Genomic DNA, 13,578 nt, shown 5'->3' on the forward strand with positions numbered 1-13,578 from the left:
CGGGGCCATGCTGCGCCCCCTCCGGTCAACGAATCCTCACGCAGGATTCAATTTTTCGTGAGGTATCCACGCCGCTCCCGCGCCACAATGCGGGCAGCCTCCCCACTGGCCCGAAGCTGCCGATGTCCGCCAAACGTGTCCTGATCGTTGAAGACGATGCCCACATCGCCGACCTGCTGCGCATGCACCTGGGGGATGAGGGCTATGAAGTCGCACACGCCGCCAGCGGCGATGCCGGCCTGCGCCTGATCGAACAGGAAGGTCCGTGGGATGCACTGGTACTGGACGTGATGCTGCCGGGCGTGGACGGCCTGCAGGTCTGCCAGCGTGCACGCGCGATGGCGCGCTACGTGCCGATCATCATCATCAGCGCACGTGGCAGCGAAACCCAGCGCATCGTCGGCCTGGAACTGGGCGCGGACGACTACCTGGCCAAGCCGTTCTCGATGCCGGAACTGGTGGCGCGCGTGCGTGCGCTGCTGCGCCGCGCCGAAGCCATGGCACAGAACGCGCGCATCGATGCCGGGGCGATCGAACTCGGGGGGCTGCGGCTGGACCCGGTCGCCCGTACTGCCGCCGTCGATGGCAATGCACTGGAACTGACCCCGCGTGAGTTCGAACTGCTGCTGTTCTTCGCCCGCCACCCGGACCAGGTGTTTGCGCGGATGGAACTGCTCAACCAGGTCTGGGGCTACCAGCACGACGGTTACGAGCACACGGTCAACACCCACATCAACCGCCTGCGCAGCAAGATCGAGACCGACCCGGGCAACCCGCGGCGCCTGCTGACGGTGTGGGGGCGCGGTTACAAACTGGTCGACCCGGCCGGGGCGGCCACATGATCAAGCCGAACCTGTGGCAGAAACTGGCGCTGGTGATGTCGGCGCTGATGCTGACGTGCTGCATGGCGCTGCTGGCCTGGCAGATGCGCACCAATACCCGGCATGAGCAGGAAGTGGTGCAGCGCCTGTCGCTTGGGTTGGCCGAGCACATCGCCCAGCGCAGCGAACTGATGGACACCAGCGGCATGCGCGATGCAGCGGTGCGCGCATTGTTCGGCCAGCTGATGGCGGTCAACCCCAGTGTCGAGGTGTACCTGCTGGATGAGCAGGGTCGCATCCTCGGCCACGATGCGCCCAGCGGCCACCTGGTGCGCAGCCGGGTGGACGTGGCACCGCTGCGACGCCTGCTGTCCGGTGCGCCGCTGCCGATCCTCGGTGACGATCCGCGCAGCACGGATGGTCGCAAGGTGTTCAGTGTCGCGCCGCTGGTGGTGCAGGGGCGGCAGGCGGGTTACGTGTACGTGGTACTGGTGGGCGAACACCGGCAGATGCTGGCCGACGATCTGGCCGCCGGCAGTCAATGGCACACCACGCTCTGGTCGGTGCTGTTGATCGGCGGGCTGGGCCTGCTTGCCGGCCTGGTGGCCTTCTACTGGGTGACCCGGCCCCTGCGCCAGGTCACCCGGCGCATACAGGCCTTCGACATCGACGCACCGACGCCACTGCCCGCGCCGGTACCGCTGCGCGCGGGTGAGCGCGATGAACTGAAGATCCTCGAACATGCCCATTCGCAGATGGCACAGCGGCTGGGCGAGCAGTGGCAGCAGCTTCGCCAGCAGGACCTGCAGCGCCGCGAACTGGTGGCCAACATCTCGCACGACCTGCGCACGCCGTTGTCCTCGCTGCACGGTTACCTCGAAACGCTGGCGCTGAAAGAAGCCACGCTGTCGCCGCAGGAGCGTCGTCGCTATCTCGGTATCGCGCTGGCGCAGAGCGCCAAGGTCGGCCGTCTGGCCCGGGCGTTGTTTGAACTGGCGCGGCTGGAGCACGGTGAAGTGCGGCTGGAGTGGGAAGTGTTCGCGCTGCCGGAACTGCTGCAGGACGTGCTGCAGAAGTTCGAGCTGGCCGCGCAGGCACGTGGGCAGCGCCTGCACGCTGATTTCCCGCCGGGCCTGCCGCTGGTGCGCGCCGACCTGGGTCTTGTGGAGCGCGTGCTGACCAATCTGCTCGACAACGCGCTGCGGCATGCCCCGGACGGGGGCCGTGTGCAGGTGCAGCTGTCGGCGCTGCCCGACAGTGTGCAGGTGGCGGTGCAGGACGATGGCCCCGGGGTGCCGCCGGCGCTGCGTGGGCAACTGTTCCAGGCGCCGGCGGCACTGGGCGCGCGGCGTGGCGAAAACGGCGGGCTCGGCCTGCTGATCGTGCAGCGCATCGTGCAGTTGCATGGCCGCCGTATCGAACTGCGCGACAGCGAACAGGGCGCGCTGTTCGTGTTCGCCTTGCCGCGTGCCGATGCCGAGGCGAACTAGACGTTGTCTGCCGGTGGCGGGACACCGCTTTCCATCGGCAGCAGCAGCCGGATGCAGGCACCGCCGAGCACCGAATCGGCCACTTCCACGTGGCCGCGATGCTTGTCCGCCACCACCTGCACCAGCGCCAGGCCCAGCCCGAAACCCGGGCTGGCCAGGTCCAGCCGCACGTAGGGCTGCAGCACCTGGCTGCGCAGTTCGACGGCGATACCGGGACCGTCGTCCTCCACCTGCAGGCACAGCCATCCCTCGTTGAGCGTGCTGACGATGCGGATCTGCCGGCGCGCATAGCGCAGCGCGTTGCCCAGCAGGTTGCGCAGCGCCAGTTCCAGCATGTGCCGGTTGACGTTGACCAGCCCTGCCGGTGACAGGTCCTGCTGCACCGGTATCGTCAGTGGTGCGAACTGCTCGACCACGCCGCGTACCAGCGCGGCCAGTTGCAGGCGCTGGCGGGTGACCTGATGGCAGCGGCCGAGCGCGGCGTACTCGACACCCGCATCGGTCAGGTGCTGCAACCGGTCGATGTCGATGCGCAGGCCGGACAACGCATCGCGCTGGGCGTTGTCCAGTCCGGTGTCTTCCAGGTCGGCCAGGCCGAAGCGCATGCGTGCCAGCGGTGTGCGTACTTCGTGCGCCACCGCCTGGGCCAGCACGCGCTGGCTGTCCAGCAGCAGCTGCAGCTGTTCGGCCATGTGGTTGAACGCCTTGGCCAATGGCCGCACCAGCGCGGTACCGGCGCGTGGCGCCCGGCTGTCGAGCTGGCCATCGCGCATCCGTCGTGCGGTCTGCGCCAGCTGCGAGACATCGCGCCACAACCGGTAGACCATCACGTACATCGGCAATGCCACCGCCACCATCAGGATCAGCAGGATGATGGCCACGCCGGAGGCTTCGCTGTCCTGCCAGCCTTCTTCGGGCAGGGCCTGGTCCAGCGGCCCCAGGATCAGCGCACTGCTGCTGTTGCCGACGCGCTGCAGGCTGCGCATGCTGTCCAGCTCGATCTGCACGTGTCCGTTGAGCAGGCCCTTGCGCTGTTTCGCCGGCAGTATCGCGGCAGCTTCGGTCAGCGGCATCAGCTGCAGCGGATAGGCGAAATCGCTGTGCAACTGTTGCGCCAGGGCTGGCCACTGCGCCGGCGGCGTTTCGGCGAAGCGATGTTGCAGCATGGCGTGCGGGCCGCGCATTTCCGCCTGCAGGCTGGCCTCGGTGCGGTCTTCCAGCAGCGCATCCCAGGCCCACAGCCCGAGCACGATCAGCAGCAGATGGGCGGTGAGGAAACCGATGCCGTAGCGCAGGAAGTGGAAGGCATGGCCACGCATGGCCGACGACGGATGCTTCATCCCCATGCTGATCGGCTGAACAGGTAACCACGGCCGCGCACGGTCTTGATCCGCTCGGGCTGCTCCGGGTTGTCGCCGAGCTTGCGCCGCAGGCGCGAGATGCGTGCGTCGATCGACCGATCCAGGCCATCGAAGGCGATGCCGCGCAGGCCACGCAGCAGCGCATCGCGGTCGAGGATCTGGCCCGCGTTGCCGGCCAGCAGGAACAGCAGGTCGAACTCGGCGGTGGTCAGCTCCAGCAGGCGGCCCTGCAGGTGCACGTTGCGGGTGGACGGGTCGATGCTCAGTTCACCGAAACGCAGGGCGCCATCGCGTGGCTCGACCCGGCGGTGGCGGCGCAGGTGGGCGCGCAGCCGGGCCAGCAGCACCCGTGGTTCGATCGGCTTGCCGATGTAGTCGTCGGCGCCCAGCTCCAGCCCCAGCACCTGGTCGATGTTGTCGGTGCGGGCGCTCAGCACGCAGATGATCCCGTCATAGTGGGGCCGGATCTGCCGACACACTTCGAAACCATCCTGGCCCGGCAGGCCGATATCGAGCAGGACCAGCGCCGGCTTCTCGCTGAGGATCCGGGCGATCGCGCGCTGGCCGCAGCGTTCGTGGGCGACCTGGTAACCGTGGCGCTTCAGGTAGTCGCTGACCATCGTGCCCAGCCGAGCGTCGTCTTCAACCAGTACGATATCCAGCATCTACAAGGCCTCCGGGGTGCTTCCGTACCGCCGTGGCACGAGCGCGGCGATGCTATCCCAGCTGCCGGGCCGCTCGGGTCCAGGGAGCGGGCGCCATTCAGCCGGGGTTGCTGGCGCGCGGGCCGGGCCTCAGGCCGGGCAACGACTTGGCCGCACGGTAGCAATCGTGTTGTTACAAAACGTTACGCAAGCCGCGCCTGCGGTGACGGTCGCTGACAGCGCTACGACTGACGTGGCGCTCGGCGGGGCCGAGCATGGCAGCTCTCCCCATCCGCGTGCCGCCCTCATGCCGTCCGCCTCCTGTCCCGCGCTTTTCCTTGAATGCCCTTGCCATGGAGGCCAGCGATGAGCGGCGTGGTCGGGGCCTGGCTGCCGCCTGCCGACGATGAGCAGCTGCTGCAGCAGCTGGCGCCGATGCTGCGGGCGCTGCAGCAGCGCGGCCGCGGTCGCATCGGGTACTGGACCGATGCCGACGCAGGGCTGGCCCTCGGTCATTGCCGTGCGCCGACCGACATGCCGTTGCAGCCGCTCAGCTCCAGCTGCGGGCGCTACGTGCTGTGCCTGGATGGCCGCATCTACAACCGCGCGGCCCTGCAGTCGCAGCTGCGCGACCTGCCACGCAGCTGCACCGATGCACGCCTGTTGCTGCAGGCCGTCGTCGAGTGGGGCGTGCAGCGTGCGCTGTCGCGCATCGAAGGGGCATTTGCGTTCAGCGTCTGGGACCGCCACGCACATGAGCTCTGGCTGGCGCGCGACCCGGTCGGCGAACGGCCGTTATATTACGGCTGGTACCAGGGCCAGTTCCTGTTCGCTTCGGAGTTGAAGGCGCTGCAGGCCTTTGCCGGATTCGCTCCCAGCATCGACCAGGATGCATTGAGCCTGCTGCTGCGCCATGACTATGTGCCGGCGCCGCACACCATCTATCGCGGCATCCACAAGCTGGTGGCCGGGGCGATGCTGCGCGTGGACCTCAACGATCATGCCGCCGGCGGATCAACGCAGGCCACGCAGGGCGGCCATCGCTACTGGTGCGCGCGCGATGCGATGCAATCCGCGCTGCAGCAGCCGTTGCAGCCGGCGCCCAGCCTGGAGCAGGCCACCGACCAGTTGGAGGTGGTGCTGCAGCAGGCGATCGCCACGCGCGTGCATTCACCCGTGGCCTGCGGTGCATTCCTGTCCGGTGGCACCGATTCGTCGCTGGTGGTGGCGATGATGCAGGCGCAGTCGGCGTTGCCGGTGGAAGCATGGACGGTGGGTTTCGACGACCCCGGTCACGACGAGAGCGACTGGGCCTCGCAGGTGGCCCGGCACCTGGGCGTGCATCACCACCTGCACAGGATGGACAGCCGGCAGGGCCTGGAACTGCTGCAACGCTTGCCGCAGGTCTGGTGCGAACCGTTCGCCGATGCCTCGCAGCTGCCCACCCTGCTGGCCAGCGAGCTGCTCGGCGCGCGCAAGCCGGTGGCGCTGACCGGTGACGGCGGCGATGAGCTGTTCTTCGGCCACCCCAGCTATGGCCGCGCGCTGCGCAATGCGCGCCTGTGCGGTGGCCTGCCGGAATGGGTACGTGATCTTGCACGGCGTGGCAGCAGCCGCTTGAACGTCGAGCGTGGTCGGCTTGGCGGTTGGCGGGCACTGGTGGCCGAGGTGGCCGCCAACGACGTGGAGGGGCATTACCTGCAGCGCGTCACCCGCTGGCGGCAGCCGACCCAGGTGGTACTGGGGGCGCGCGAGCCGGCGACGATCTTCCAGCAGCAGGACACCGCACTGCCGGCGGAAGCGCGCATCCAGCTGCTGGATTTCCGCATGGACCTGGCCGAGGGGATCCTTGCCAAGGTCGACCGTGCCGGCATGGCGGCCGGCGTGGAGACACGCTCGCCGTTGCTGGACATGGAGGTCATACGCCTGGCCTGGCGCCTGCCGCAGCACTTGAAGTACCACGACGGCGAGCACAAGCGGATCCTCAAGCATCTGCTGGCGCGCTACCTGCCCGCGCCGCTGGTCTATCGCCCCAAGCGCGGTTTCGGCCCACCGATGGCACGCTGGCTGGCCGGCCCGCTGCGCGACTGGGCGGAAGCGTTGCTCGACCCGCAGCTGCTGCGCAACCAGGGGTGCTTCGATGCAGTACGCGTGCGCGCGATCTGGGAGGCGTTCCTGCGCGGCGAGCGCAAATGGCATACGCACCTGTGGAACGTGTTGATGTTCCAGGCGTGGTACCAGCACTGGCACGGCAATCGCGGGCGCTGAGCGTGCCTTCGTGGCGCGCGGTTGATCCATTCTGCGCAGCGCAGGGCGGAGGCCCTTGCGTGCGAATGTCCTCCGGCGCCGGCCTGCGGCCACCGCCTCCCCCTTTACTTCGCACGCAAGGGCCTCCGCCCTGCGTGGGGAGATCTTCGGTGGCCTCAGGAAAGCAGCGATCTGCGCGCCTGGTGCCGTAAGCCGAGCCTCGTCGGGGCGGGTAGGGGTCTGGGCAAAGTAAAGGAGGAGGTGACGGCCAACGGCCGGCGCCGGGGGACATTTGCCCAAACCTCTACCTGCCCCGGCGGGGCCCTCCAGCTCGCATAGACCCGGACGAAGGAGCGCTCTGGAATCCAGACGCCAGGCAAAAAAAGACCCGGCAGAGGGAGGGATCTGCCGGGTCCGGATTGCATGGGGGGAGGGACCCATGCAATGAGCGTGGGCGTCGCGCCGGTGGCTGTTGCCTGCCAGTCGCATCCGCCGTGCATTTGTATTGATGCAATGCAGCATACGCCGATCATGCGGCAATGCAACAAAAATCACGAAGGCGCCATCGCTGGCGCCTTGAGGCCTTTCAGATCAATGGGTTGATCAGGCGGCGGGGCCGCGGTAACGGCAGCCCGAGGTGCAGGTTTCGTGCACGGTGATCTCGCTCAATGCCGGCAGGGTGGGCTTGAGCTCGTTCCAGATCCACACGGCCAGGTTTTCGCTGGTCGGGTTCTCCAGGCCGGGGATGTCATTGAGGTAATGGTGGTCCAGGCGGTCGTAGATCGGCTGGAAAGCCGCCTTCACGTCACCGAAATCCATGATCCAGCCGGTCTGCGCGCCCGGCTCGCCCTCGACTTTCAGTTCCACCCGGAAGGAGTGGCCGTGCAGGCGCGCGCACTTGTGCCCCGGCGGCACGTTGGGGAGGCGGTGCGCCGCCTCGAGCATGAAGACTTTGAAGATTTCCATGGCGCGATTGTACGCCGCGGGCGGCCGATCAGCCCGGCTTTGCGTTGCCTTCCCGTGAAGAAATTATTTCCATCCGGATGAAGAGATGATAGTTTCTCTTATATCCGTATGAAGAGATGTTATTGGCCGCACCCCGGCCAGGCATGGATTACTGCGGAACTTACCTCGTCCTTCCACTACCTCCCCCACATCGTCATGCCCCAGCACACCCTGCTCGTGGCGGCCCTGGCCGTCGCTCTGGCCGCGCCTTTGTCTGCCGCCGCCGAAACCCCCGCCGACGCCAGCGGCGAAGCCAGCACCCTGGCTGCCGTGCGCGTCACCGGTTCCAACATCAAACGCGCCGATACCGAAGCCTCCAACCCGGTGCAGGTGATCGGCCGCCAGCAGCTGGAACAGACCGGCAAGGCCACCGTGGCCGATGTGCTGCGTTCGATCTCGGCCAACACCGGCAACGCCAGCAACGAGACCACCAACAACGGTTGGGCCTCGGGCTCGGCCGGCATCGGCCTGCGCGGTCTTTCGCAGAAGAACACGCTGGTGCTGCTCAACGGCCGCCGCCTGGCCAACTACGGCTTCCCGGCCGGCGGCCTGTCGGACACTTTCGTCGATCTCAACGCGCTGCCGCTGGTGGCGGTCGAACGCATCGAAGTGCTCAAGGACGGTGCGTCAGCGGTGTACGGCAGCGATGCGGTGGCCGGCGTGGTCAACATCATCACCCGGCAGAACTTCGAAGGCGCCGAGATCGGCGGCAGCTTCGGCGGCGCCGACCAGGGCGGCCTGCACGAGCAGAACCTGAAGTTCGTCGGTGGCCTGGGCGACATCGACAAGGACGGCTACAACATCCTTTTCAGCCTGCAGGGCTACAACCGCGAGCGACTGGACCAGGATGAGCGCAACCTGACCAAGAGCGGCATCTACAGCGACCAGCCCGGCGGCCGCTGGAACGGCTGGTCGGCCAAGGGTGCACGCTATCTGGTCAATGGCACCTCCGTGCCGATGCTCGATGCCAACGGCAACTGCCCCACCGGCACCACCCGCGTGGCCAGCGCGCCGATCGACGGCCTGGCCGGTGATACCTGCGGCTTCAACCAGGCCCCGTACACCACCCTGATTCCCTCCACCAAGCGCTACCAGGCCTACGCCAACGGCACGTTCCGCCTGGGCGACAACGTCGAAGCGTTCGGCGAAGTGCTGTACAGCCAGATCAAGAGTGCTGCCTGGTTCGGCAGCAGCCCGTTCTTCACCCTGGAAAGCGGTCGCTTCGCACTGAACGCGCAGACCGGTCTGGCCGAGCCGGTGTCGTCCAACCTGCCGGCCAGCAACCCGTACAACCCGTACGGCCGCGCGATCCCGATCGAATACACCTTCTTCGACCTCGGCGGCACCATCAAGACCAACCGGTCCACCGCCTATCGCGGTGTGTTCGGGCTGCGTGGCAACACCGAGAAGTGGGACTGGGAAGTGGCCGCGTTCGGCGCGCGCAGCAGCGAGCGCGAAACCGTCTCCGGCGGCTTCGCCAACCGCTGGGCACTGGCCAATGCACTGGCCACCGGCAGCTACAACCTGTTGAACCCGGCCGCGACGCCGCAGTCGGTGCGCGATTCGATCAACATCGCCACCCTGCGTCCGGCCGAGTCGGTGCTGCAGGGCATTGATGCGAAGATCTCCGGCAGTCTCGGCCACACCTGGGCCGGCGACATCGGGTTCGCCGCCGGTGCCGAATGGCGCCGCGAGAAGCTTGATTCGAACAACCCGTGGCAGATCGATGCCGGCCTGCAGGTGCGCCCGGCAATCGCCGAAGTGCATGGCGAGCGCAAGGTCAGCGCCGCGTACGCCGAGGTCAACGTGCCGCTGGCCTCGACCCTGGAACTGTCCGCCGCCGCCCGCGCCGATCATTACGATGATTTTGGCGACGCGTTCTCGCCCAAGCTCGGCCTGCGCTGGCAGCCGCTGGATTTCCTGCTGGTGCGTGCCTCGGCGTCGAAGGGCTTCCGTGCACCGTCGCTGTCGGAGAACTCCAACAGCACCAGCATCGCCTACGGCAGCGTGGTCGATCCGCGTGATCCGGACGTGCCGGGCTCGCGGCAGAACCCGACCTTCTTCACCGTCGGCAACAGCGACCTGAAGCCGGAGCGCACCAAGAGCGTGAACTTCGGCGTGGTGCTGTCGCCGTGGGCGAACACCAACCTGAGCATCGACTACTACCGTATCCAGCTGGACAACCTGGTCGGTACCAACAACACCCAGACCCTGGTCAACGACAACGTCGCCGGTGCCGTGCAGCGCGATGAGCGCGGCAAGCTGCAGGCGGTCTACAACCGCTACCAGAACCTGAGCGAGCTGAAGACCTCGGGCATCGACGTCGAGCTGCGCCAGCGCATCCCGACCACCGCCTTCGGTGACTTCACCGTGACCTCGGCCTACACCCACGTGCGCGACTACCGGCGCCCGACCGTGGTCGGTGGCCCGCTGGTGGACTATGCCGGCAGCAACCTCGGCGCCACCCTGCCGAAGAACAAGGCCACCACCACCCTGGACTGGAAGTACAGCGACTACACCGCCGCGGTGACCTGGTACTACACCAGTGGCTACGACCAGAAGGCCAGCACCGCTGCCGCTGCGGTGCAGAGCCGCGTCGACGCCTACAACCAGTTCGATCTCTACCTGGGCTACACCGGCATCGAGAACCTGACCGTGTACGCCAAGGTGCAGAACCTGGGTGACAAGACGCCGCCGTACGATGCCTCGTTCCCGGGCATCCGCGCGCCGTACGACTTCAGCCAGTACGACCTGCGTGGCCGCTACTTCACGCTGGGCTTCGACTACCGCTTCTGATCCACCCGCCGCGGCCGGCCACCCTGTGTGGCCGGCCGTGTTGCCATGTTCCAGGGGAGTCACCGTGTCCTTCCACCGCCGTGCCGTTTTCCCGTTGTTGCTCGCCGTCGCCACCGCCGTATCGTTGCCGCCTGCGGTACATGCGCAGAGCGCCTATTTCTTCCCGCAGACCACCGATGCCGCGGCATTCGATACCGCCATTCCCACGCCGGAGCAGTTCCTCGGCTATCCGATCGGCAGCCGCTACACCCGCCATGACCAGCTGGTGGCTTACTTCCAGGAGCTGGCCAAGCACTCGGACAAGATCAGCGTGCGCGAGATCGGCCGCAGCTATGAGGGCCGACCGCTGCTGATCGCCACGGTCACTGCTGCAGGCAACCACGCGCGGCTGGAACAGATCCGCCAGCAGCACGCGACCCTGGCCGACCCGGCGCAGCCGCGCAGCGCTGCCGGTGACAGCCCGGTGGTGGTGTGGCTGGGCTACAGCGTGCACGGCAACGAGACCTCCAGTGGCGAAGCGGCGATGCTGACCGCCTACTACCTGGTGGCCAACCGCAGCGCGGAAACGCAGCAGTGGCTGCAGCAGGCAGTGGTGCTTTTCGACCCGGCGCAGAATCCCGACGGCCGCGATCGCGCCGCCAACTGGCACAACGCCTGGGCGTCCGACCCGGCCTCGGCCGATCCGGCCGACAAGGAACACGTCGAGACGTTCCCGCAGGGCCGTACCAACCACTACTTCACCGATCTCAACCGCGATTGGCTGGCACTGACGCAGCAGGATTCGCGGCCGAAGGTGGCGCAGTTCCACCAGTGGTACCCGAACGTGCAGATCGACTTCCATGAAATGGGCAAGGACAGCACGTACTACTTCGAGCCATCGCCGAAGAGCATGCATAGCCCGTTGATCCCGGCAGCATCGTACGAGTTCAACAAGACCCTGGCCAAGTACCACGCCCAGGCGCTCGATGCGCTGGGTTCGCTGTACTACACCGGTGAGAACTTCGACAATTTCTCGCCCGTGTACGGCTCGACCTATCCGGATTTCCACGGCGCGGTCGGCGTCACCGTGGAGCAGGCCAGCTCGCGCGGTCGCGTGCAGGAATCGGTGAATGGCCTGCTGACGTTCCCGTTCACCATCCGCAACCAGGTTGCCACCGGATTGGGCACGGTGCGCGGTGCGGTGACCGAGCGCAGCGCCCTGTTCGAGCTGCAGAAGAGTTTCTTCCAGAGCGCGCTGAAGCAGGCCGCACAACAGCCGGTGAAGAGCTTCGTGTTCGGCGACGCGCATGATCCGGCATTGACCCGACGCCTGCTGGAACTGCTGTTGCTGCACAGGATTGAAGTGCATGCACTGGACCGCGCTGTCAGCGTAGATGGCCAGCGTTTCGAAGCGGGCAGCGCCTACGTGGTGCCGGTGCAGCAGGCGCAGTTCCGCCTGGTCCATTCGATCTTCGCCGAGACCCCGCCGATCAAGGGCGACGTGTTCTACGGCAGCACCAGTTACGCGATCGCCCCGGCCTACGGCGTGGCTTTTGCCGGCAGCCGCAGCCGCATCGATGGCGGCGCCCGCGTGGTCGAGGTTCCCGCAGTGCAGGGCGGGCTGACCGGCGGTGAAGCGGGCTTCGCCTACGTGATCGACTGGCGCGACTACAACGCGGGCCGCGCACTGGCCGCCCTGCAGGCCAAGGGCTTGTCCACGCGTGCCACCTTCCAGCCGTTCACCGCGGCCACCGCACAAGGTGAGGTGGCCTTTGCCGGGGGCAGCATCGTGGTACCGGTGGCCGGGCAGCCGCTGCAGGGTGTGGCGTTGCAGGAGGCGGTCGCCGCCGCCGCGCGGGCCGCCGGTGTGCAGGTGCATGCGCTGGCCAGCGGTCGCAGCCGCGACGGCATCGACCTTGGCAGTGACGGCGTCAAGGCACTGCGCAAGCCCGCCGTCGCGCTGGTGATGGGCGAGGGCGTGGCAGCCACCGAAATCGGTTCGGCCTGGTTCCTGCTCGACCAGCAGCTGCGCCTGCCGGCCAGCAAGCTGGACCCGCAGCAGCTGGGCAAGGTGTCGCTGGACCGCTACACCACGATCGTGCTGTCCGGCGGCACCTATGCCGGCATCGACGCGACCGCGGTAGCGGCATTGAAGCGCTGGATCCAGGCCGGCGGGTCACTGGTCACCTATGGCAGCGCGTCGAAGTGGGCGATCGAACAGAAACTTGCCGACGGCGAGAAGCTGGGCAAGGACGAGGAAGCAACAGACACCGCGCGCCGCGCCTTCGGTGACCAGCGCGATATCGCCGCGATCGAGCGTGTCAGCGGCAACATCCTCAGCGCCGACGTCGACCCCAGTCATCCTTTGGCGTTCGGCGTGCCGCGCCGGCAACTGGCGATCAACAAGGAGAACACGGTCATCCTGCAGCCGAGCACGAACGGGTTTTCCACGGTGGTGCGGATCGACGACACACCGCGGGTGAACGGTTATCTGTCCGAGCGCAACCGCAGTCGCGTGGCTGGAAGTGCATGGCTGCTGGTGTCAGCGCAGGGGCAGGGCAACGTGATCCTGTTTGCTGATGATCCGGCGCATCGCAAGTACTGGCATGGCACTGATCGGATGCTGATCAACGCGATCTTCTTCGGGAATCTGGTGAATCCGAGTAAAGCGCGGGGTTGAGGCATTACGCGCCGAACTGACGCTGGGATTGGGAGGACGGATGGGCCGCGCAGGACACGCCGCAAGTACGTCCGTGTAGGCTCGTAGGCGCCATCCATGGCGCCTGCGGTCCTGCGCGGCCCATCCGTCCTCCCCAGACAGTTTCCTGCGGGCGCGGATGCATCAAACCCAAGGCGGGAGCAAGGGCAAAAGCAAAAGCTGGAATTCCGGCTTTTGCTTTTGTCTTTGGATTGATCCTTCTTCTCTCGGCTACCCGGCGGGACAAGTAGGCGCTGGAAATGTCTGAAGCGTTGGGGAGCGGGGGCGGTGCAAAACCGCAGGCGCCATGGGCCCGAGGCATGCCCCGGGCGGGTTGGGCAGGACGCCGAACCCCGATCTTGCCGTGTGCGCAGGACAGCGCACACGAGCAAGGCGCCTACGAGCCCCCATGGATGGGTTTACGGCGTGTTTTGCACCGCCCCCGCTCCCCAACGCCCACACAAAACCCACCGCCAGCTTTCAAACCACCCGGCAGCCAGCAACAAAAAAGGGACGACGCGTAAGCGTCGTCCCCCG

General features: G+C 67.0%; 8 protein-coding genes. 5 read left to right on the forward strand and 3 right to left on the reverse strand.

The genetic code is table 11. From position 1 onward, the window contains the following. The first annotated feature begins 122 nt into the window (after positions 1-122). Both AC1DCU_RS17110 and AC1DCU_RS17115 read left to right on the forward strand, forming a co-directional pair. Positions 123-842, forward strand: coding sequence for a response regulator transcription factor (locus tag AC1DCU_RS17110; RefSeq protein ID WP_032976390.1), 720 nt, complete (start codon positions 123-125; stop codon positions 840-842). Then, the gene (locus AC1DCU_RS17115) at positions 839-2,311 is read left to right on the forward strand and encodes a sensor histidine kinase (protein ID WP_180831591.1); all 1,473 of its coding nucleotides are present in this window, start codon (positions 839-841) and stop codon (positions 2,309-2,311) included. The genes AC1DCU_RS17110 and AC1DCU_RS17115 overlap by 4 nt, the downstream gene beginning before the upstream one ends. Here the strand turns inward: AC1DCU_RS17115 and AC1DCU_RS17120 are convergent. Beyond that, positions 2,308-3,651, reverse strand: a complete 1,344-nt coding sequence (locus AC1DCU_RS17120) for an ATP-binding protein (RefSeq protein ID WP_442252070.1) — start codon at positions 3,649-3,651, stop codon at positions 2,308-2,310. The two genes, AC1DCU_RS17115 and AC1DCU_RS17120, sit on opposite strands and share 4 nt — an antisense overlap. Continuing rightward, the gene (locus AC1DCU_RS17125; protein WP_025878439.1) at positions 3,648-4,337 is read right to left on the reverse strand and encodes a winged helix-turn-helix domain-containing protein; all 690 of its coding nucleotides are present in this window, start codon (positions 4,335-4,337) and stop codon (positions 3,648-3,650) included. The genes AC1DCU_RS17120 and AC1DCU_RS17125 overlap by 4 nt, the downstream gene beginning before the upstream one ends. Positions 4,338-4,682: 345 nt before the next feature. Here AC1DCU_RS17125 and asnB point away from each other — a divergent pair, with 345 nt between their 5' ends. Then, positions 4,683-6,584, forward strand: coding sequence for an asparagine synthase (glutamine-hydrolyzing) (gene asnB, locus AC1DCU_RS17130; protein WP_033830269.1), 1,902 nt, complete (start codon positions 4,683-4,685; stop codon positions 6,582-6,584). Positions 6,585-7,166: 582 nt separating this feature from the next. Here the strand turns inward: asnB and queD are convergent. Further along, the gene (gene queD, locus AC1DCU_RS17135; protein ID WP_025878441.1) at positions 7,167-7,529 is read right to left on the reverse strand and encodes a 6-carboxytetrahydropterin synthase QueD; all 363 of its coding nucleotides are present in this window, start codon (positions 7,527-7,529) and stop codon (positions 7,167-7,169) included. Between the two features lie 195 nt (positions 7,530-7,724). Here queD and AC1DCU_RS17140 point away from each other — a divergent pair, with 195 nt between their 5' ends. Further along, positions 7,725-10,364, forward strand: coding sequence for a TonB-dependent receptor plug domain-containing protein (locus tag AC1DCU_RS17140; protein ID WP_312401596.1), 2,640 nt, complete (start codon positions 7,725-7,727; stop codon positions 10,362-10,364). Positions 10,365-10,428: 64 nt separating this feature from the next. Continuing rightward, positions 10,429-13,023, forward strand: coding sequence for a M14 family zinc carboxypeptidase (locus AC1DCU_RS17145; protein ID WP_442252071.1), 2,595 nt, complete (start codon positions 10,429-10,431; stop codon positions 13,021-13,023). The last annotated feature ends 555 nt before the right edge of the window (positions 13,024-13,578 follow it).

This window comes from Stenotrophomonas sp. 10L48 (assembly GCF_056395105.1).

Excerpts from the sequence above, each read along its gene's own strand:
- AC1DCU_RS17115 (WP_180831591.1), top strand. The coding sequence starts at position 839 with ATGATCAAGCCGAACCTGTGGCAGAAACTGGCGCTGGTGATGTCGGCG.
- asnB (WP_033830269.1), top strand. The coding sequence starts at position 4,683 with ATGAGCGGCGTGGTCGGGGCCTGGCTGCCGCCTGCCGACGATGAGCAG.
- queD (WP_025878441.1), bottom strand. The coding sequence starts at position 7,529 with ATGGAAATCTTCAAAGTCTTCATGCTCGAGGCGGCGCACCGCCTCCCC.
- AC1DCU_RS17125 (WP_025878439.1), bottom strand. The coding sequence starts at position 4,337 with ATGCTGGATATCGTACTGGTTGAAGACGACGCTCGGCTGGGCACGATG.
- AC1DCU_RS17140 (WP_312401596.1), top strand. The coding sequence starts at position 7,725 with ATGCCCCAGCACACCCTGCTCGTGGCGGCCCTGGCCGTCGCTCTGGCC.
- AC1DCU_RS17110 (WP_032976390.1), top strand. The coding sequence starts at position 123 with ATGTCCGCCAAACGTGTCCTGATCGTTGAAGACGATGCCCACATCGCC.
- AC1DCU_RS17120 (WP_442252070.1), bottom strand. The coding sequence starts at position 3,651 with ATGAAGCATCCGTCGTCGGCCATGCGTGGCCATGCCTTCCACTTCCTG.